This window comes from Candidatus Photobacterium acropomis, from assembly GCF_030685555.1.
Classification (GTDB): domain Bacteria; phylum Pseudomonadota; class Gammaproteobacteria; order Enterobacterales; family Vibrionaceae; genus Photobacterium; species Photobacterium lucens.
This window is the reverse complement of sequence record NZ_CP131609.1, coordinates 1403558-1424013: the sequence shown is the minus strand read 5'-3', so window position 1 is coordinate 1424013 and position 20456 is coordinate 1403558. Positions and strand designations below refer to the sequence as shown.

General features: G+C 40.3%; 20 protein-coding genes and 1 other RNA gene. 10 read left to right on the top strand and 11 right to left on the bottom strand.

Going from position 1 to position 20456, the window contains the following annotated elements; translation table 11 throughout:
- Positions 1-46: 46 nt before the first annotated feature.
- Positions 47-1948, bottom strand: a complete 1902-nt coding sequence (htpG, locus tag Q7657_RS13680; RefSeq protein ID WP_107164937.1) for a molecular chaperone HtpG — start codon at positions 1946-1948, stop codon at positions 47-49.
- Positions 1949-2142: 194 nt separating this feature from the next.
- On the opposite strand from htpG, the gene Q7657_RS13675 reads away from it, so the two are divergent.
- Positions 2143-3015, top strand: coding sequence for a transcriptional regulator (locus Q7657_RS13675; RefSeq protein ID WP_053988478.1), 873 nt, complete (start codon positions 2143-2145; stop codon positions 3013-3015).
- Complete coding sequence (locus Q7657_RS13670; protein WP_053988479.1) at positions 3006-3551, top strand: regulatory protein ToxS; 546 nt, start codon at positions 3006-3008, stop codon at positions 3549-3551. Before Q7657_RS13675 ends, Q7657_RS13670 begins: the two co-directional genes overlap by 10 nt.
- 76 nt (positions 3552-3627) lie before the next feature.
- On the opposite strand, the gene recR is transcribed toward Q7657_RS13670, so the two are convergent.
- The 5 genes from recR to Q7657_RS13645 form a co-directional block, all read right to left on the bottom strand.
- Positions 3628-4227 carry a recombination mediator RecR gene (gene recR, locus Q7657_RS13665; RefSeq protein ID WP_023933036.1) on the bottom strand — a complete coding sequence of 200 codons (600 nt, stop codon included), beginning with the start codon at positions 4225-4227 and terminating at the stop codon, positions 3628-3630.
- A 3-nt stretch (positions 4228-4230) separates the two neighbouring features.
- Positions 4231-4560, bottom strand: a complete 330-nt coding sequence (locus Q7657_RS13660) for a YbaB/EbfC family nucleoid-associated protein (RefSeq protein WP_045065978.1) — start codon at positions 4558-4560, stop codon at positions 4231-4233.
- Between the two features lie 37 nt (positions 4561-4597).
- Positions 4598-6757: a DNA polymerase III subunit gamma/tau gene (gene dnaX, locus Q7657_RS13655; RefSeq protein WP_107164936.1), complete on the bottom strand. Its 2160-nt coding sequence runs from the start codon at positions 6755-6757 to the stop codon at positions 4598-4600.
- A 280-nt stretch (positions 6758-7037) separates the two neighbouring features.
- Positions 7038-7583, bottom strand: a complete 546-nt coding sequence (gene apt, locus Q7657_RS13650; protein ID WP_008986515.1) for an adenine phosphoribosyltransferase — start codon at positions 7581-7583, stop codon at positions 7038-7040.
- A gap of 130 nt (positions 7584-7713) precedes the next feature.
- The gene (locus Q7657_RS13645) at positions 7714-8148 is read right to left on the bottom strand and encodes a YbaN family protein (RefSeq protein ID WP_107164935.1); all 435 of its coding nucleotides are present in this window, start codon (positions 8146-8148) and stop codon (positions 7714-7716) included.
- Between the two features lie 576 nt (positions 8149-8724).
- Between Q7657_RS13645 and Q7657_RS13640 the strand changes: the two genes are divergently transcribed.
- Positions 8725-9072: a conjugal transfer protein TraR gene (locus Q7657_RS13640; RefSeq protein WP_053988482.1), complete on the top strand. Its 348-nt coding sequence runs from the start codon at positions 8725-8727 to the stop codon at positions 9070-9072.
- A gap of 69 nt (positions 9073-9141) precedes the next feature.
- Here the strand turns inward: Q7657_RS13640 and Q7657_RS13635 are convergent, their stop codons facing one another.
- Complete coding sequence (locus Q7657_RS13635) at positions 9142-9777, bottom strand: YccT family protein (protein WP_107164934.1); 636 nt, start codon at positions 9775-9777, stop codon at positions 9142-9144.
- A gap of 133 nt (positions 9778-9910) precedes the next feature.
- Positions 9911-10888, bottom strand: a complete 978-nt coding sequence (locus Q7657_RS13630; RefSeq protein WP_107164933.1) for a porin — start codon at positions 10886-10888, stop codon at positions 9911-9913.
- Positions 10889-11583: 695 nt separating this feature from the next.
- On the opposite strand from Q7657_RS13630, the gene dinG reads away from it, so the two are divergent.
- The 6 genes from dinG to Q7657_RS13600 all read left to right on the top strand — a co-directional run bounded on the left by dinG (position 11584) and on the right by Q7657_RS13600 (position 17843).
- Positions 11584-13662: an ATP-dependent DNA helicase DinG gene (gene dinG / locus Q7657_RS13625; protein ID WP_107164932.1), complete on the top strand. Its 2079-nt coding sequence runs from the start codon at positions 11584-11586 to the stop codon at positions 13660-13662.
- A gap of 23 nt (positions 13663-13685) precedes the next feature.
- Positions 13686-14459, top strand: a complete 774-nt coding sequence (locus Q7657_RS13620) for a TSUP family transporter (RefSeq protein ID WP_053988486.1) — start codon at positions 13686-13688, stop codon at positions 14457-14459.
- Between the two features lie 22 nt (positions 14460-14481).
- Positions 14482-15033, top strand: a complete 552-nt coding sequence (gene priC, locus Q7657_RS13615; RefSeq protein ID WP_107164931.1) for a primosomal replication protein PriC — start codon at positions 14482-14484, stop codon at positions 15031-15033.
- Between the two features lie 5 nt (positions 15034-15038).
- The gene (locus Q7657_RS13610) at positions 15039-15947 is read left to right on the top strand and encodes a histone deacetylase family protein (protein ID WP_107164930.1); all 909 of its coding nucleotides are present in this window, start codon (positions 15039-15041) and stop codon (positions 15945-15947) included.
- Positions 15948-15960: 13 nt separating this feature from the next.
- Complete coding sequence (gene rsmS, locus Q7657_RS13605; protein WP_107164929.1) at positions 15961-16131, top strand: pleiotropic regulatory protein RsmS; 171 nt, start codon at positions 15961-15963, stop codon at positions 16129-16131.
- Positions 16132-16316: 185 nt separating this feature from the next.
- A complete protein-coding gene (locus Q7657_RS13600) occupies positions 16317-17843 on the top strand; it encodes an EAL domain-containing protein (RefSeq protein ID WP_258178199.1) in 1527 nt (508 codons plus the stop codon).
- Between the two features lie 112 nt (positions 17844-17955).
- On the opposite strand, the gene Q7657_RS13595 is transcribed toward Q7657_RS13600, so the two are convergent.
- The 3 genes from Q7657_RS13595 to Q7657_RS13585 all read right to left on the bottom strand — a co-directional run bounded on the left by Q7657_RS13595 (position 17956) and on the right by Q7657_RS13585 (position 20032).
- Positions 17956-18444 carry a hypothetical protein gene (locus Q7657_RS13595; RefSeq protein ID WP_008986503.1) on the bottom strand — a complete coding sequence of 163 codons (489 nt, stop codon included), beginning with the start codon at positions 18442-18444 and terminating at the stop codon, positions 17956-17958.
- A gap of 595 nt (positions 18445-19039) precedes the next feature.
- Positions 19040-19136: signal recognition particle sRNA small type (gene ffs, locus Q7657_RS13590), an RNA gene on the bottom strand.
- Positions 19137-19297: 161 nt separating this feature from the next.
- Positions 19298-20032: a VP0952 family biofilm-associated protein gene (locus Q7657_RS13585; protein ID WP_053988490.1), complete on the bottom strand. Its 735-nt coding sequence runs from the start codon at positions 20030-20032 to the stop codon at positions 19298-19300.
- 68 nt (positions 20033-20100) lie between these two features.
- Here Q7657_RS13585 and Q7657_RS13580 point away from each other — a divergent pair, with 68 nt between their 5' ends.
- Positions 20101-20412 carry an MGMT family protein gene (locus tag Q7657_RS13580; RefSeq protein ID WP_107164927.1) on the top strand — a complete coding sequence of 104 codons (312 nt, stop codon included), beginning with the start codon at positions 20101-20103 and terminating at the stop codon, positions 20410-20412.
- Positions 20413-20456 lie beyond the last annotated feature (44 nt).

Sequence of the window (20456 nt, the reverse complement as noted above, 5' to 3'; positions counted from 1 at the left end):
TTACATGCTTTATCAGAATAGTATTTGATATATGTAAGTTAATTGGTTATTTAATCAGCAACTTGTTAATTGCAGCAAGGAACTGAGATGGGTCATCCATCGTTCCGCGCTCTGCTAACATTGCTTCACCTAGCAAGAATTCAACCCAGCGACTGAACACTTCTTCATCCGCTTCATCTGCCATTTTCTTAACTAGCGCATGCTCTGGGTTTAGCTCGAAGATGTACTGTACTTCTGGCGCTTCATGGCCTGCTGCTGCTAGCAGTTTCGCCATTTGTGTACCCATTTCATGCTCATCAGTGACCACGACTGCTGGTGTGTCGTGAAGTTTGAACGTTGCACGTACATCTTTCACACGAGAGCCAAGGTAACCTTTAGTGCGCTCAACCACTGAAGCAAATTCTTTTTCTGTCTCTTTTTGCTTTTCTTTCGCTTCTTCATCATCGAAGTTAGACAGATCAAGATCTGATTTAGTGATCGCTTGGAACTGCTTACCTTCAAATTCTGGTAAGTGACCCATTAGGTACTCATCAATACGATCGTACATCAGAATCACTTCCAAACCTTTAGCTCGGAATTGCTCTAGGTGTGGGCTGTGTTTTGCAGCATTGAAGTTATCTGCCGTTAGATAATAAATCTTATCTTGGCCTTCTTTCATGCGGCTGACGTAATCAGCTAATGATACCGTTTGCTCTTGCGCATCATTTTCTGTTGAGCTGAAACGAAGTAAGTTAGCGATCTTGTCACGGTTAGCGAAATCTTCCGCTAGACCTTCTTTTAATACCTGACCAAACTCTTTCCAGAATGTTTGGTACTTCTCAGCATCATTCTTCGCCATACGCTCAAGCATTTGCAGAACACGTTTGGTACATGCTTTACGTAGAGCCTGAGTCACTTTGTTATCTTGCAGAATTTCACGAGATACGTTTAGTGGTAAATCATTTGAATCAATTAAGCCGCGAACAAAACGTAGGTAGGTTGGCATAAACTGCTGAGCGTCATCCATAATGAACACACGTTGTACATACAGTTTTAAGCCATGCTGACCATCACGATTATTCAGATCCCACGGCGCTTTAGATGGAATGTATAACAGGCTGGTGTAATCTTGCTTACCTTCAACGCGGTTATGTGCCCATGTTAACGGCTCTGCGTAGTCATGTGCTACGTGGTTGTAGAACTCTTTGTATTCTTCTTCGCTGATGTCCGACTTATTGCGGGTCCAAAGCGCTTGTGCTTTGTTGATTTGATCCCACTTAGTCCCTGTCACATTGCCTTCTTCATCCTTTTCTTCTGTTTGGATGAACACAGGAATACCAATGTGATCAGAGTATTTACCTACGATTTCACGTAAGCGGTACTCATTTAAAAATTCTTTTTCATCTTCACGTAGGTGAAGAATAATATCAGTACCACGAGTTGGCTTAGTGATGTTCTCAATGCTGTAGTCACCTTCACCAGCTGATTGCCAGCTTACCGCTTCGTCTGCCGCCGCACCTGCTGCACGGGTATTGACTGTTACAGAATCAGCCACAATAAATGCAGAATAGAAGCCAACACCAAACTGACCAATCAATTGTGAGTCTTTACTCTCATCTTCTTTTAACTGAGCAAAGAACTCTTTCGTGCCCGATTTTGCAATGGTGCCTAAGTGCTCAATCGCTTGCTCACGTGTCATACCAATACCATTATCACTAATAGTTAAGGTACCTGTTTGCTCATTAACAGACAGCTTCACACATAAATTTGAATCGTCACCGTACAAATCAGATTGAGACAATGCTTTAAAACGTAACTTGTCTGCCGCATCCGAGGCATTTGAGATCAATTCACGTAAGAAAATCTCTTTATTTGAGTAAAGTGAATGGATCATCAGATGAAGTAACTGTTTCACCTCTGACTGAAAACCACGAGTTTCCTTATTTTTATCAACTACTTGCTCGCTCATCTCAACTCCCAAAAAATTTGTTAGTGGTTATTTTTAAGATAAATATGGTCAAACGGTATAATTTCAACCTAAAATAACACGTTTTTTATTTTTTAGATTTTTTCATATTAGGTTTTATATTTTTTAGATTCAGAAAATATTCAGCAAACTTATAGAACAATAAATAACTGAGTACCATTGCTAAGGTTAAGTAAATGCTTACACATGCAAAAAAGTTTTTAATCGGTAAACGATTTATCTTTGATCCAAACGATAATAGTTTGATTGATAAACTAGAAAATAATGAATTAATCCGTTTGGGCAGTAACGAAAGCCGTGCGCTAAGTCTGCTTATTGAAGATCCAAGTGTCATTATTACCCGTCAGCGTATTCATGATTATGTATGGCGAGAGCAAGGCTTTGAAGTTGATGACTCTAGCTTAACTCAGGCAATTTCAACATTACGTAAAGCATTAAAAGACTCAACAAAATCCCCTGCTTTTGTAAAAACAGTACCTAAGCGCGGTTATCAAGTCATTGCGACGGTTGAACCTTATTTGGGTGAAGAAAAAGATGAAACGACAGAGTCACTTAACACAGCACCTTCTGTAGATGTCGAGAGCACCATCGACAACCCAATTATGACGAGTGATTCTGAATATACGGTTGATACGGTAGCAGATACTGAAGAAACACCACCTGAAAAACCTGCTGAAAAATCAAAAACACAGTTAAGCTGGTTAGGTTGGGTGGCGTTAATTATCGCATTAATTCTACCAGTAGCGGTGAATATCAGTATGCCGCCAAAATCAGCAGCATTTCGTCCGTTACTCCAAGTAGAGGGTATTACCGTCTATACGCCGATCAGTAATCCTGTGGTGAAAGATTGGAATGATATGATCAGTAGCTGCGTCTCTAGCTACTTACGAAATCACAAGAATGAAGGGAAACCGACTGAAGTTATCGTAACAGGTGGACAGAACAATCAACTGTACTTGAACTACTTACATAGCAGTACAGTACCGATGGAAAATATCACCTTACGTTTACTTACCAGCCATGAGGATAATACGAAACTATGTCAGTAAATACATCCTTAACACTGCCGCAAGTAATTCGTAAATACTGGCCTTTTGGTATTCTGGCATTATCAATTGCTATTTGTAGTTGGGTTTATTTTTCAACCGATTACAAGCAAGAACAATTGCTAATGTCACGTGAATGGCAAAGTACAACCTTTAGCCGTATTGAGCCAACCCAGCTTGAGAGTTTAGGAACGCTACGTAAAGTCAAACAAAGCAGTAATATGGTGTATTTACCGAACCATACTTACTCACGCATTACGATGTTAGAGCTTTACAGTGAAAACCCGAAACCATTAACGATTCATATTTCTGAATCTGGTCGCTGGGACGTCAGCGGTGGTTATCTACTAACTGAGCCCACTGAATTTAAAGATGTGACTTCAGGAACAAACATGGATTTTGACAACAAGCAACTCAATGTTGTCAAAGACATTTTTAGAATGAATGCACAAGAAAGCCGACGTATCGATGTAATTAATAAAAATTCGCTACTATTAACCAGTTTAACCTACGGCTCGAATATTCTTTATTCACTCTAATTTTTAATGTAAGAAATATAGTAGATATAAAAAAACCGCGCTCAACAGCGCGGTTTTTCTTTATCTCATTTGTCAATTATAAACGCTGTCGTCCTGCTAACGAGTGCGATAACGTTGTACCATCAACGAGTTCTAACTCACCACCAACAGGCACACCGTGGGCGATACGGCTCGCAGGAACACCATACTCATGGCAAAGCTCAGCAATGTAATGTGCTGTTGCTTCCCCTTCTACCGTTGGATTAGTCGCTAGAATTAATTCACTGATCGTTTCTTGCTGTAGTCGCTCTTCTAATCGATCTAAACCGATATCTGAAGGACCAATTCCATCAAGTGGTGATAGGTGACCCATCAATACAAAATAACGACCTGAAAACTGCCCTGTTGCTTCTACAGCAACAATATCTGCCGGGCTTTCCACCACACAGATCAAACCGTTTTCCTGACGACGAGGGTTGTCACAGATTGCGCACACATCATCTTCAGTAAAGGTTCGACAATCACGACAATGACCAATTTCAGTCATTGCCTGACTTAAGGCATCAGCAAGTTGTAAACCGCCTTGGCGATTACGCTGTAGCAAACTAAAAGCCATACGCTGTGCAGACTTAGGACCAACCCCAGGCAGACAACGTAAGGCTTCCATTAAATGCTCCAGTAAATGACTGGTACGCATTAATTAGAATGGCATTTTAAAACCAGCAGGTAGGTTCATACCGCCAGTTACTGCTGCCATTTTTTCTTTTTGTGCTTCTTCGATACGACGTGCAGCATCGTTAAATGCAGCAGCGATTAGATCTTCTAGCATGTCTTTGTCGTCTTCCATTAGACTTTCATCAATATCAACACGACGTACGCTGTGGCTACCAGTGATAGTTACTTTAACAAGGCCAGCACCAGACTCACCTGTTACTTCCATGTTTGCAATTTCTTCTTGCATCTTCTGCATGCGCTCTTGCATTTGTTGCGCCTGCTTCATCATGTTACCCATGCCACCTTTACCAAACATATCTCTTCTCTCTCTATCTTGGTCTGGTTAAAAACCTTTAAATTGGTCGAACACTGTCTTCATCAAGTTGTGCTGCAAAACGCTGGCAGATAAACATCACATTCGGATCGTTATCTAAGCTTTGCTTGGCATGTAGCAACTTCTGTTGATACAGCTCTTCACGTAATTCTAACGGTGTTATTCCTTCTTCACCCAGTACGATATTCAACGCTACTGGATGTCCTAATACGGTACTTAATGCACTACTTAATTGCTCTTTGGCACGCTCACCATTTAAATGTTGCTGTGCGGCACGAAGATGTAAGGTGATCTGCTCACCTTGCTGCTCAAAAGAAGAGTTCAATGCTAGCTGTTGGATCAATTTACCCACATCTAGCTGTGTCACTAAGTTTGCCCAACTATCCTGATTTGCTGCTTCATTGACAAGTATTTTTGTCATTTCAGGTGTTTTTTCGTGCTCCAGTGCTTTCTTTAAAACGCGTGGGGCAACATCAACCTTTTTCGGCTGCTCATGTTCTGGCTTTGCCGTTGGTTTCCAACGGTATTCTTGATCTTCTTCTACCTGTTGTTGAGTAGCTACATTCGACGTCGGCATCACATGTTGAGCACTTACAGGCATCGCTTTTTGCTTGCTGGCAACGCGATCTAACACTGACGATGTGACTTTTTTAGCTGACGTCGTTGGGGCCTTTTTTACTGTTTGACCCGGCATCTCTTCTTGACCACGTTTTTGACTGCGTAGTCGATTTCTTGCTGCCAATAAGCCACTTGCTGCTGATGAACCACGAGCGGGAGCCTCAGTAGTTTGTGGCGCAGGCGTATTCATTGGTGCAGCAGGCGATATAGAAGCGTCATGGCTTGGTGCGACTGGCGGCATCTCTTGCATTGGTGGTGCTACAAGTTCACTTGACTGCATTGGAGGAACCTGTTGTTGTACCGTTGGCTGAGCAACAGGGGCAACTTGAGGTGCCACTTCAGTGTGACTCGCTTGCATTTGGGCTTTTAAAGCTTGTACCCGAGAAACACCTTGCCCAGCAGGGTTTACAGCTGGAACTGGTGTTGTCGGCTGCGCACTAGGAACCGCAATTGCTTGAGGCTGAATACCTGTTGATGCTACAGGTCGAAATGCCAGCATGCGCAGTAGGACCATCTCAAGACCTGTACGACCATCCGGTGCATAACCTAAATCCTGACGACCTTGCAGCGCAATTTGATAACACAATTGAACATCTTGTGGTGTCATCACTTGGCTTAACAAACTTACACGTTCAGCATCAGGTAACGCTTCATCTAGGCTTGCAGGCAAGGCTTGATACATTGCAACACGGTGTAATTGACTCGCTAATTCACGTAGTAAGCTATCCCACTCAACACCTACATTGGCGAGCTGTTGTAGTGTGTCCATCGCAATATTTGCATCAGATTTCGCCACAGCTTCAAGTAAAAATAACGCTTGGTCAGTATTTAATGTACCCAGCATCGCAGCGACATTGTCAGCGCCAACTTGACCATTACCTAACGCAATTGCCTGATCCGTTAAACTTAGCGCATCACGCATACTGCCTTCAGCGGCACGTGCTAATAAACCCAATGCTTTTGCTTCATATTCGACTTTTTCTTCCGTCAATACTTTTGCTAATTGCTCTTGGATCTGTTGGTGATCTAAATGCTTTAAATGAAACTGTAAACAGCGAGATAGAATAGTGACTGGTAGTTTCTGTGGATCCGTTGTCGCTAAAATAAACTTAACGTACTCAGGCGGCTCTTCTAATGTTTTTAGTAAGGCATTGAAACTATGACGAGATAACATGTGCACCTCATCAATAAGGTACACTTTAAAACGCCCACGTGCAGGTTTGTACTGAACGTTATCAAGCAGTTCACGGGTATCTTCTACCTTGGTACGAGAAGCTGCATCGATCTCTAATAAGTCAACAAAGCGACCTTCATCGATTTCACGACAGGTTGCACACTTACCACATGGTGTTGCTGTGATCCCTTCTTCACAGTTTAATCCTTTAGCGAAAATACGCGCGATAGTGGTCTTACCCACACCGCGAGTTCCACTAAATAAATATGCATGATGAAGGCGATTTTGCGTTAACGCATTGCCTAAGGCTGTCAACACATGTGACTGACCGACCACATCAGAAAACTGAGATGGACGCCATTTTCGGGCCAGAACCTGATAACTCATTAATAACTACCTTACTCTATCTAGACAGCGTCTTATAACACCACTCGCCTCTATTTCTTTTATTCACTTAACCAATTATTTGCAGATGAAAAAACAAGGTATTCTAAGAAAACAAACGAAATAGCAAGGCATTGCATGTAGACACTGAAATACGTGTTAATGCTAGCATATTGCGGATTTTTGAGCGAGAGAAGAGATTATTGAGCGAGTAATGATTAAGCAAATTAACAGCAAGTAAGCCAAATACTTACTCACTGCTAATTAAACTCAATTTACGTGATTAGTGACCTGGGAAATCACAAATAGAAAATACGTTCAGACCAAGACCTTGTAGACGCGCTTCACCACCAATATCAGGCAAATTAATAACAAATGCCGCATCTTCAACAGTACCGCCAAGACGACGTACTAAGTTAGTTGTCGCTTCAATCGTACCGCCTGTTGCTAGCAAATCATCAACCAGTAATACACGATCGCCTTCAGAAATCGCATCTTTATGAATTTCTAAGGTATCTTTACCGTATTCAAGCTCATAGCTTTCAGCAATCACTTCACGAGGTAATTTGCCTGGCTTACGTACAGGCACAAAACCAACACCTAATGCCAATGCCAGTGGCGCACCAAAAAGAAAGCCACGTGCTTCTGTACCAATGATTTTTGTAATACCTTGATCTTTGTACTTTTCAACTAAAACATCAATGGTTGCACGGTATGCTTCAGGTTGTTCCATCAAGCTCGTCACATCACGGAATAAGATCCCTGGTTTTGGGTAATCTTGAATTGATTTAATGCTATTTGAAATCAGGTTGATTGTATCTTGGTTCATAATCGTTTCCGTGCCTTCACAATACTAATAAGTATCACATGATAGAAATACAACGCCTTTACAGTTAAGCGCAGTCATTAACTCAGACGGTGAAAACGCAATATGACCCGCCATGAGTTATTAATGCAGTTTATTGTTTTTCTTTTGCCTCAGCAACAAACGTGCTCTCGCTTGGTTTATCAATAACCGTTAAGCGATTAAAAAAGAAAAGCAGAACCGCAGCCATCACAAGCAACATAACTTTATGCCACCATAGTGGAACGATCACGATAGAAAATAAAAAACTGCAAACAATCATAATATTACCACGACGTTTAACAGTAGAAGAAACTGCTCGGTGTTGATGCCAATTATTTAATATTGGTCCAAAGGTAGGATGTTTATGTAGCCAGCAATTTAACCGTGGCGATCCACGCATAAAACAAGCACTGGCTAACAATAAAAATGGGGTAGTCGGTAACAAGGGTAAAAAAATCCCTAGAACACCAAGAACCACACTAATCGCCCCCACTGAAACATATAAAGAGGAAACAATTCTGGTTTTGAAATCAACGTGCTGTCGCATTATGACGCTATTCCTTGTATTCATTGCAACCTCCATATTGAAGCAAGACACAACTTTAGTATAGCGATGATTAAGCCTTATAAATCAAAATAATGGATATGCATATCGTCAATAACATCAGATCCAACGTTTTAACGTACTAAAAGATCAAATGAGGTCAGTATCGCGGGCAACGTAGGCAAAGCTAAAACAGCCAGCAAACCAAAGAAATATTTTGCGCTATACGGGTCTTTAAATTCATGATCCATCTCTACTTCCTTATTTAAGATAATTGACAATACTTTTTACCAGATACTTGGGTTGTTAATTTTTATACAACTTTGTTGCTAAATTATTTTATCTGATAATTTTTTTGGCAAAAACCGAAAGAAAATAAGGGTATTTAGTCAGATTTACACAAAGACTTGATTCAAATCACAACCCTTATAGGTATATCGCCTAAACTAAAAAAAGACTAGAAAACTAAGCTGATATTTGGATTTTTTCGCTTATGCCTAGTTCTGTATCGATTTCCATAAATAACGACAGTGATGTTTAATTTCCCCTATTGAATCAATCATTACGGCAATGGTAGACATGAATTATCAACAATTACAGAGCCCGCTAAACACTGAGTTTTCAACCCTAGCGGAAGAATTAAAAAATAAAATTCTGCTCAATAGCCTAGTAACCGATCCAGAAAAAATTCAAAACGCTGAGCTCAATGATCTTATTGCTATGGCTAAAGCGTCATTCATTCCTGCCCTGTTTGACACTGCAATGCGCCTTGAAAAAGTTGATGCTGCAGTTTGTTCTTTCAAGCTTGGTATGTATGGCTTATGTACTGATTGTGAAGAAGAGATCGAATTTAGCGATTTAGAACAAGATCCTGCACAGCCACGTTGTAAAGCCTGCCGCGAACACAGTCGTTATCACCATAATTAATTGCCAAATAATATAAACAAAGGGCAGCGAATATCGCTGCCCTTTGTTTTTTATTGAAATACCCAACGCTTAACTAAAGTCGTGCTCAGCCATCCAAATTTTAAATGTTTTTTTCTCTTCCTGTGATGCCTTGCTATACCACAGCTTTAATTGCGTTAACGCATCGCCTGTAATTTGAACTTTTCCTGTTTTATCATCAACTTCAACTACGGTTTTCTGTAAATCAACCGGGGTGCCATTTTCAATGATGATGCCATTCTTTTTATTGTATTCAGCCACAAGTGCAGGAATATCACTGTAGGCACCTAAACCATCACCAATCAATTCAACCGCAGATAATGTTGTTACACCTGCCGCTGTTTCAAGTGTCCACAGAGGATCACGTGCAAAGTATGCTTTCGCTTGTGATTCAGTGGTTAAACGTGGCAAAGTGATTTCTGCATCTTGCGAAGTCATATTGACATCAAACAGATATGGACGCGTTGTATAAATGACTTTCTTTGAGCCTCGCTTTACTTCACCATCAAAGCGAACAACTACTTGATGTTTACCTTCAGATAATTCAACGCTTTCAGCATGCGAAAAACGACCTGATTTTACTTCCTTACCATCAACAACCAACAGCTCAAGATTATTCCCTACCGATAGTGTTGCCGCATTAACCGCGCCAGAAAATAATGCCGCGAACAATAAGATTTTCTTCATTATATATCCCTAATAAACAGCGATTGAGGATCAAACTATTACTATGATTACTAAGATGTATAGCAATTATAGAAACCGCTTAATAATAAAAAAGCCGCCAAAAGCGGCGGCTTCTTAACAGTTAATTCTAAAATTAGAACTTAACTTCCATACCAGCTACGTAACCGAAGTCAGCGTCACGGCCATCAAACTTAACATTTGTGTCGCCAATTTCTGCGTACACTTTAACGTTGCTGTGAAGCTGTTGCGTTACGTTAGCGTAAACTGCGTAGTTGTCACCAGACTTGTCACGACGATCGTAGTTGTTGTAACCGATAGCGAAAGTCGTCTTATCGATGGTGTAGTCAGCAGCGATTTGGTAAACATTAGCGCGTAGTTTATCTACACCAAATGAGTTTTTGTATTCAACTTGACCGAAAGAAGCAGCAAGACCTACAGCACCGAAACCATACTCAGCTTCTACGTTGTAACCTTCAACGTCAATAACACCGTCAAAGAAAGATGTTCCTGCTACATTGTCACCGTTGTAGTAGTAAACACGTGCATCAAGACCAGCTACACGGTAACCAATACGTGCGTCAGTGATTGATGTGTCACGATCTTTAAAAGTGTTACCTTGGTTATCAGAAATTTCGCCGCTATCTTTGATATCGTGAGAAGCACCAAAATAGAATGTACCGTTATCGTAAACGTACTTAACTACTTCATTACCGTTAGTTTGAACAAAATCAATACTCTCAGAACCTAGCTCGTAGTCTTTACCAATACCAGAATCATCAGAGATCATGTATTGACGACCAAAAGTTAGTGTACCGAAATCACTAGAGAAACCAGCCCATAGCTCATCGTTACGAACATCACCGTCTTCGTATTCAAATGCAGTACCTGCAACAGCGCTTAGTTGATCCGAGATAGCAACAGATGTGTTGATTGCTAGATCTGCGTCATCAATACGTAGCTCACCATCATTGAATGGGTTGTAATCTTCACGGTATTGAACTTCAGCAGCACCAGATAGGTCTACTTTAACACCGTTTGCGTCGTATAGGTTGATGCCTGCGTTTGCTGAACCTGCTGCAACTACAGCAAGAGCTAGAAGAGTTTTTTTCATGATAAATCCACTGCCTTTCTTTATCTTATTTATGGAGAACCATTCCCGGCACTCCTGTTTATATTCTCCTTGTTACGCACCAGTTCTAAAAATAAAAAACTAAAATAACAAGGAGTTAGTGTTCGTGGCACACATCCTGACAGAAGTTCATTCTTTATGTCAAATTTTCTAAATTAAACATAAAAAAACATAAAACAGCATTACTTTTCAATCATTTACCAATTTAAACCACAAATAATAAACACTCTTAAATGGCATATTCTGCGTTATTTAAACTATTAAAAAGTGTAAACAAACAGAATAAAAAACTGCTAACGCATAATTAATAAAAGCAAATAAGTACATTTAACTTTAAAAAACATATTGATCGAACGATCATTGTCAACCGACATTTCTGGTATTTAATATTGCACACCTGTATTCAGAATCGTGATCAGTTCCACAATAACTTTCTCATTTATGCTCGGTTATTCTCTCTAATCACCCAAGCATCTCCGTGATAATCACCTTTAAGCTAATTTGGATTTGATACTGGCATAATAAAAAATAGACAAATCCATCCAGATCACCACAGCCAGCATAAGAAACTAAGTGAGCATCTTTATTGGCTATAAACTAACTAGTGAAAGTTAATGCCTTTGTGCTTTACTACTTCATGCTACAATGGCTGCCCTTGCCATTATGAAGTTTCAACCATGCTACACAGCCAAGTAAAAACCGATATCAAGCAGTGTTACGAGAATCTAGGAAAACAACTAGACAACTTCATCCCTCGTCGCGCACAGAATTATTTGGTATCAGAAATTGCGAAAACATTGGCAGGGGAATACCACAAGAAAAATAGAATGCTCGTTGCAGAAGCAGGCACAGGGATTGGTAAGTCATTATCTTATTTACTTGGTGGCATCCCCTTTGCGCTGTTTAACAATAAAAAATTATTGATCTCAACGGCGACTGTTGCGCTACAAGAGCAGTTGATTAACAAAGATCTACCGCTGTTTAATCAAATTTTCCCCAAGGAATTTAGCTTTATTCTGGCTAAAGGACGTCAGCGCTATTGTTGTAACCACAAGCTTGAGGCTTGTTGTTCACCAGAAGGTGATCCACAACTTGCTATGTGGGAGGAAAAGCCGAAGAAATCCGATCTTGAGCTTCTTAAGCGCATGCTGAAAGCATCTGAGCAAAACAAGTGGGATGGCGATCGTGATAGTTGGCCAACCACGATTCCTGATCGTGTTTGGATGCAAATCATGGCGGATAAACACAGTTGCCATGCCGGTATGCCAAAGCACCGCACTTGTCCATTTGCAAAAGCTCGTGAGCATCTAGATAAGGCCGATGTGATTGTGGCTAACCACGCCTTATTAATGGCAGATATTGAGCTAGGCGGTGGCGTTATTTTACCCGAGCCAGAGCAAACCATTTATGTGATTGATGAAGCCCACCACTTACCACAAGTGGCACGAGATTTCTCATCTGCCTCTGCAAGTTTAAAAGGCGCGGCTAACTGGTTAGAAAAACTGAATCAAAACGTCAGTAAATACGCTGAATTAGCGGATTATCAGAAAGCAAATCGCTTCCAAAACGCAATACAGGATAATATCCAGCATTTGATCCCGACTCTCAGCCAAATTGCGAACAATATTGATCCCACTATCTTCAATAAAGATGGGGTCTACCGTTTTGAACACGGTGAATTACCGCAATGGCTGGAAGAGGAAGCCAAAGGCTGTAAAGAAGCCAGTAAGAAAGTCATGCAATCATTAGGGAAAATCCAAGATTTAATTTCAGAACGGACGAAAGAAAATGAAATTATCCCTCGAATTGGTGAGCAAGCACTTACTGAAGTTGGATTTTACTTACAACGAATTGAAAACCTTGAAAAAGTTTGGACCTTAATGGCGCAACCGAATAGCAAAAAAGGCGCCCCATTAGCCCGTTGGATAGAAAAAAGCCCTGAGCGTGAGAATGACTATATTATTGAAGTATCACCGTTAGAAGTCGGCTATCGCCTCGATCAACTACTTTGGAGTCGTGCTGCGGGTTCAATTTTAGTTTCAGCAACATTACGTGCTTTAAATCAATTTAGCTTCTTTTGTCGCCAAGCAGGTATTTCAGAATCTGATGGCACACGCTTTTTAGCATTGGCTTCACCATTTGATTACCAAAACAATGCACGTTTAGTTATTCCTGCTGTAAAAATGGAACCTCAAGCCGAAGCGTTCACTGACTTACTTATCGACATATTGCCAGAATACCTTGAAGGTGAAACGGCAAGTCTCGTACTGTTTTCATCGTACTGGCAGATGAATAAAGTAGCAGATGCCCTACGACCGCTGGCAAAGAAAAATAAGTGGGAACTCTTGGTTCAAGGGGAAGAATCACGTAATGAAACCCTAAAAAAACATAAAGAAAACTGTGAAAAAGGTAAACCAAGCATTTTGTTTGGTACGGGAAGTTTCTCTGAAGGGCTTGATTTACCAGGCGATTTACTGACAAACCTGATCATCACTAAGATCCCGTTTGCGGTACCGACCTCACCTGTTGAAGAAGCACACGCCGAATATATTGAAAGCCGTGGAGGTAACCCCTTCTTACAAATTTCTGTTCCAGAAGCGAGTAAAAAGCTCATTCAATCAGCAGGTCGTTTACTGCGAAAAGAGCAGGACTCTGGTAGAGTAGTGATCCTTGATCGTCGAATCATCACCCGTCGATACGGTAAAGCACTGTTAGACTCACTACCCCCATTTAAACGGGTTATTGAATATAACTAAATGGATAACAAAAAGAATAACCCATGATAGAGATGATAGAGCCAAGTACCTTATTGATACTTGGCGTCGTTGCCCTAGCTGCTGGATTTATTGATGCTGTTGCCGGTGGTGGTGGCATGTTGACAGTACCCGCTTTGCTGTCACTAGGTTTACCACCGCATATTGCACTAGGTACCAATAAACTGGCTGCTAGCTTTGCCTCAGCAACGGCAGCATGGACGTATTACAAAAAGAATCTTTTTTCACCACGCTTTTGGATTGCTTCTTTTATTGCAACCCTGATAGGTGCAATCACTGGTACTTTAATCGTTAATCTGATCAGCAGTGATGGGCTCGAAAAAGCCCTACCATTGGTCATTTTTGCTGTCGCTATTTACACCATTTGGCATCCACAACCCAAAGATGAGCATCAAACATTACCAGCAGTAACACCAACGTTTAAATTAAAACAATGGCTGCAAGGTACCAGTATTGGTTTTTACGACGGTATCGCAGGCCCTGGTACAGGTGCATTTTGGACTGTTTCAAGCATGATTTTATATCGGCTTGATATGCTACGTGCATGTGGCCTGGCTAAAGCAATGAATTTCACCAGTAACATCACCTCATTACTGACTTTCATTATTTTAGGCCAAGTCAATTTTGCACTAGGGTTAACTATGGGTGTCTGCTTAATGCTAGGTGCCTACATTGGTGCCCATTCTGCGATCCGCTTTGGTGCTAAATTTATTCGCCCTGTATTTGTCACTGTCGTTTTGATCCTTGCAATCAAATTGGCTTGGCAAGCTTGGTTCTAACTTCATGCTGTAACAGGTATTTATGATTGATTTATCTCGTCTTATTTCATTAATCGAGCAATTAAAACAACAAGCAGCAGAAGTCGATCGCAAACGTGGTGAGTCCTTTAAACCTCTGTTTGATGAAACGCTTTTCAAAACAAGAAGTAAACTGCTCACTCCCTGTGTAAATGAAGTTCACAATGAGTTGCAACTTCTACAGCGAGAACAGCAAGCTGGGCGCTTATTACCTGCCAGAACTCAGCATATTTGCGAACGTATTGTTAGCCAAATCCAAGCCATTCAACGTGAATTGGCGACACAAAATATTCGTAAAAATGAACCGAAGAATAAAGCGGCATGGCGTAGACCGATTAATGAAATCTACCAAGATTTGAATCAACACAAAGATTGGGAACGTCGCCTAAAAGCCATGCTACGCGATAAAGAGTTATTGATCAGTCGCTGTGGCTCTCAATTTGAGCAACAGCAGCTACAAAAAGAGATTTTAGCGTTAGAGGGGCGAATTAGCCGTTGCCAAGCCGCTTTAGTGAAAATCGAAACGGAAATCAGTAACAGAGAGAAAAAAGGCTAAGGTGTATGCTTCCTCTTGTTTACCACCCGATCTATTCAGCGTTATCACTGCCAGTAAAGCATCGCTATCCTATTAATAAATATCGCTTATTGTATGAAGCAATTGTCGATTCTGCACATACCAATAAAGTTAGTATTCACCAATCTAACAAAGCCGATATAAATAATCTAAAAGTATTACATGCACCCGAATACGTTGATGCTCTAAGTCATAACCAATTACCAGCAGCTAAAATGCGTCGAATTGGTTTTCCATGGAGTGAAGCATTAATTGAACGCACCTTATTTTCAACCGGCGGTACACAGCTCACCGTCGATTTGGCATTAGAGCACGGCATCGCAATTCATTTAAGTGGCGGCTATCACCATGCCCATCATGATTTCGGTAGTGGTTTTTGTTTATTTAACGATTTAGCTTTTGCTGCGAAACATGCCCTTAGTTACCCCCATATCGATAAGGTCATGATCATTGATTGTGATGTTCACCATGGCGATGGTACAGCGACATTACTAGCAGATGATCCCAACATCGTTACCTTCTCTGTTCATTGTGACAAAAACTTTCCAGCGAGAAAGCCTGATTCAACCATCGATCTCGCATTACCAAGAGAAACTTCAACCGAAGACTATCTCGATGCGTTTACTGGTTTACTGCCCCTCGCTTTAGCACAATATCAGCCTGATTTAGTGATTTATGATGCAGGTGTTGATATCCACCAGCATGATGAATTGGGGTATTTTAACGTTTCAACGTCAGGGCTTTACCAAAGAGATCATGCAGTGCTTTCTTTATGTAAAGAGAGAAATATTCCTGTGGCTGCCGTCATTGGCGGAGGTTACAGAGCGCAGCACCAAGATTTAGTTGATCTTCACATGCAGCTTATCTATGCAGCACTGTCTACACATAATCAATAAGATGAGAAACCAAATGTCTGACAACCCAACCCCCAATGCACTTGAAAATGCACCAGCAGAAGTTAAATTAGCTGTTGATTTAATTTATCTACTAGAAAGTAATGACATTGAACCTAAAACTGCCATTGCGGCATTAGAGATTGTACGTAAGGACTACGAAAGAAAACTTACTATCACTGGCTAAAATTCTTCTCTATATCTCTTCGTTAATGCCTTAGTTGATAAAAAATACCAATCGTAATGATTGGTATTTTTTATCAACATTTCCAAATATTCCTTTTCAGAATACGATACTATAACGCTCGCTTCTTTTTTAGCTGTTATAGAAACTGCTGTACTAAATATATTATGTCTTTTACCGTAAAAAAAATGCTTCAGTTAGCCTTATTGGCTTTACTACTTGCAACCCCTATCACATTGACTTACTTAAATATTCGATGTGATAACTTAAGTAAAGACATCGCACTTGCACTCAATCGCAATCTCACATCACTTTCAACAGCAGTATTAAAACTACCAGAAAATCAAACAGATGCTAAAAGCATGAATGATTTAGTCACGCTGGTATTATCATCACGCTCTTTACGTAGCGTCGCATATTTTAAAAATGACCACTATCTCTATTCTGATCGTAATGCGTCACTTCATGACCGTATTTCTTCAAGCCTTAAAGCACGTTTAAAAACAGAACGTTTACCTTTGTTATACCGAAAATGCAGCACATTAAATAAAATTGAAGAAGTTCATCTCGTTGTTAAAGGCAAGAGTGGTTTCTATCAACTATTTATGAATGCACGCTATATGGATGATTGGCTAACTAATGCGGATGAGTACTTGCGTGGTTATGTTGTATCACCAGATGGCAGCGTGATCATTAATAAGAAGAAAGACTTTCTATTTTATAAGTCTTACCGTTCAGTACAATTTCCCTTTACTGTAATTGTCGGAGCAAAAGCATCACAAGTATTGCTTGGTATCTGCTCACTTACCGCTTTCATCATTATTCTTTGTATGATCATTGGCTTAATTGCCAATCATATCCACACCAAGAATTTTTCATTCAGAAAAGACATTGATATTGCTATTAAAAATAAAGAGTTCATTGCTTATTACCAGCCGATTGTGTGTAATAAAACACATCACATTGTTGGCTCAGAGCTGCTTTGTCGTTGGAAATATCGTCACAAAAAGCTAGTCGCCCCAAATCAATTTATTACGAAAGTTGAGAGTAACGGACAAATTAAGCCGATCACACTACAACTACTGCAACAGTTAGCTGTAGATAAACCGATCATTGCTGGTAATAACCCTGACTTTTATGTCTCGGTAAACTTCACCTTATCAATGCTTAGCGATCCTGTATTCGTTAATGATGTGATGTGCTTAATAAAGCAAACACCATCATTGCAACGTGGACTAGTGTTTGAAATGACAGAGCGTGAAAACACCGCTAACGCGATCATCAAATTAGATAAAATCATGCAGCGATTTCGAGAGTTAGGTGTGCGTTGGGCACTGGATGATTTTGGTACGGGCTATTCAAGTTTATCGAGCCTAAAAGAACTCAATTTCGACATCATTAAAATTGATCGTTTGTTTGTGAATTCAGCTGATACTGATGCTGTCACTAGTTCAATCTTGAATAACATCGCCCTACTCGGCAAAGAGCTAAAATGTCGACTAGTAGCTGAAGGCGTTGAAACAGAGACACAATTAAATAAATTAAAGTCGTTATCTATCGACTATACCCAAGGTTTCTATTTCAGCGCACCAATAAACCGAGAGACATTTGAAGAGTATAAATATCAACATGAACAAAAAATGTTGGTTGCTCATAACAAAACACAACAGCGTTATGGCACATTAAAATATCATGGGCCAGCGCTCGATATATAAGCGTTAAACAAGTCCTCCAAATACTTAACTACAAATTAAATTATCAAAACAAAAAATCAAGGCACAAAAAAGGGGCTGATATCAATCAGCCCCTTTTGTTTGCAATTCGGTATTAGATACCAGCACGCTTTAACAAGCCAGCCATTAGCGCAGAGCTTGATTTCACTTGCTTAGATTTGTTTTTAAACTCTTTTGCTAATGCTACATCTTTGATTTCATTCGCAATGTAGATCATAGAGTTGTACATATCTTTTGGTGTTTTTACACGATCTTTATCGTTTAAAGGCTTCAGTAACGTTACTACGTCTGAACCTTTCATCTTGTTTTCAGTCATGTAAGCTTCGATTGAATTTAGCAGCTTGTCCATGTCAACCATGAACTCAGAGCTTTCAATACCTTGCTTTTTCATTTCTTTCAGGTTTTTCTTACGTACCTGCTTAATCACGAATGCAGGTTGGTTAATTTTCTTATAACCATAAATACCGGCGATGATTAACAGAACCACGCCACCTGCTACATAACCCCAAACTGAACCTGAAGACTCAGCAACCGGCTGAGCTACAGCAGCAATATTTGCAACAGACTCTGGTACATCAGACATATTTGTAACCTTTTACTTTAAGAATTCGGAATGCGGCGAGACATTATCACCAACTCGGTAAACAACAATGTGTTTTATGAAAATTAAATTCAAATAGAGTGACCGAGCTCAAATGTGTAGTCATTTTGCCGTTTTCACTGACAAAAATAAAGCATTAACTGTATACTTTTTAACCACCACCAAATAACTAATTGTCTCACCACAAAAAGTTCGCGCTATTATCGCATTCTACGTATTATTTGCTATTAATAATTATAGCTAAAACCGCATTACCCAGTATTTTGTGATCCTATCAGCACCTTGGTTCCTCACAGGCCCCAACAGAATTTGAAGATTGATTATTTTAGCCTCAACTTCCCTATAACACGAGAAATGGCAGGTAATTAATAGCAAGAAGAAAGAAATAGAACGTTGCGATAATTAGAAGGAAATTTGTTTTTTCAGCTATATTTAAATTTCGATAAAATGAAAATATGCTGGCGTACAAAATATATTATCGTACGGTTAAGCTTTATTTTATTTAATAAAACAGAAGGTTATTGATATTAATAGAATAGAGATAAGAAAAATTTACTATATTTCAGATGGGTGGAAGCCCCACCAGCCACATCCCGGCACACACATCGCCTGCTGCGGTTGCTCCCTTCCGGGCCTGGCCGAGTTCACAAGTTAGTGTTGCGGGAGGACCAATGGGGCCTCCATAGATTCTTTGTCTCTTGCGAGAACGAGATGGATTATGTAGTAAGCTAACCAAGAATGCAAGCCGTTATCTTGCCACCCTGCTTTGAACGCGCACTTTTCATCCAATAGAGAAAAGATTGGAAATAAAACCATCACTTTGTAATCAAAGCGTTTATTCCTCTTCTTCAGGATCTTCTAATAGCGACTCACCTAGCAATCCTCCACCAAGCACCAGTAACCATGACACTAAAATAGGATTGGCAACATCAAACTGCGGCATGATCACCAATGTGGCAAAACCAACTGCTGGTAATACGCAAGCTAATTTAGGGATCCACTCATCAAGATGCACTTTACTCAATGATTGCAGGGCTGCAATGATCCCCGTAACACATAAAGCGAGCAATGCGGCATGTTCCATGCCACCGACCCATAATGGGATCACAAGAATAATGGGCCACCATGTATTACCTTCCACTGGTCTCCAGCTACGTGCCGCAAACCATATAATAGCAATGGCAATAATTTGTAATAATGTGGCAGTGATCGAACCTGGGAGTTTACCTTCCCCTTGTAATGCCATTAACCCTGCATTCATGGCTAAGACAATCGAGATCATCAAAGAGCCTAATTGCCAACACCCTTTAGGTGAAGTACAAATAATCAGAATAGGTAACATCATAAAGAGGCTGACAGAAAGTGCGACAGGTTGCTCAGGTAACACATAGCCAAACAAGCCTAAACCTATGAGCAATAACCATGCAGCAACACCACCTTGTGGTAATAGCCATAAAGCAGGGATTGCTAAAGCTAAAATAGGTAGTTCACCTTGGCTGTGTGCTAGAGCATTAACTCCCAGCACTGTAAGTAAAAGTGTTATGGCAATCAGCATTGTTTTATACAACATGGCAACACCTCCTTGCGTTATCCTGCTGTTTAATCAAAGATGGGCTTTTTCCATCTCTAGGTACAAATATGGACGATTTTTCTCACCAAATCTATAGTCAAGTGCATCAAATACCTGTTGGAAAAATATCAACTTATGGTGATATTGCAAAATTTGCAGGCTTTCCTGGTTATGCTCGGCAAGTCGGTCGATTACTGTCAAACCTTCCACAAGATTCAAGACTACCATGGCACAGAGTGATCAATAGCCAAGGTAGAATCTCGTTAGTAGACGATGGCAAAGCAAGACAAATGGAAGCACTACGTAATGAAGGCATTTGGGTTTCAGAGCAAGGAAAAATTAACTTAAAACACTACCGTTGGGATGGTTTTTCTGAATAAGAAAAAGCCCGATAAATAGCATTCACCGGGCTTGGTATTTTGAT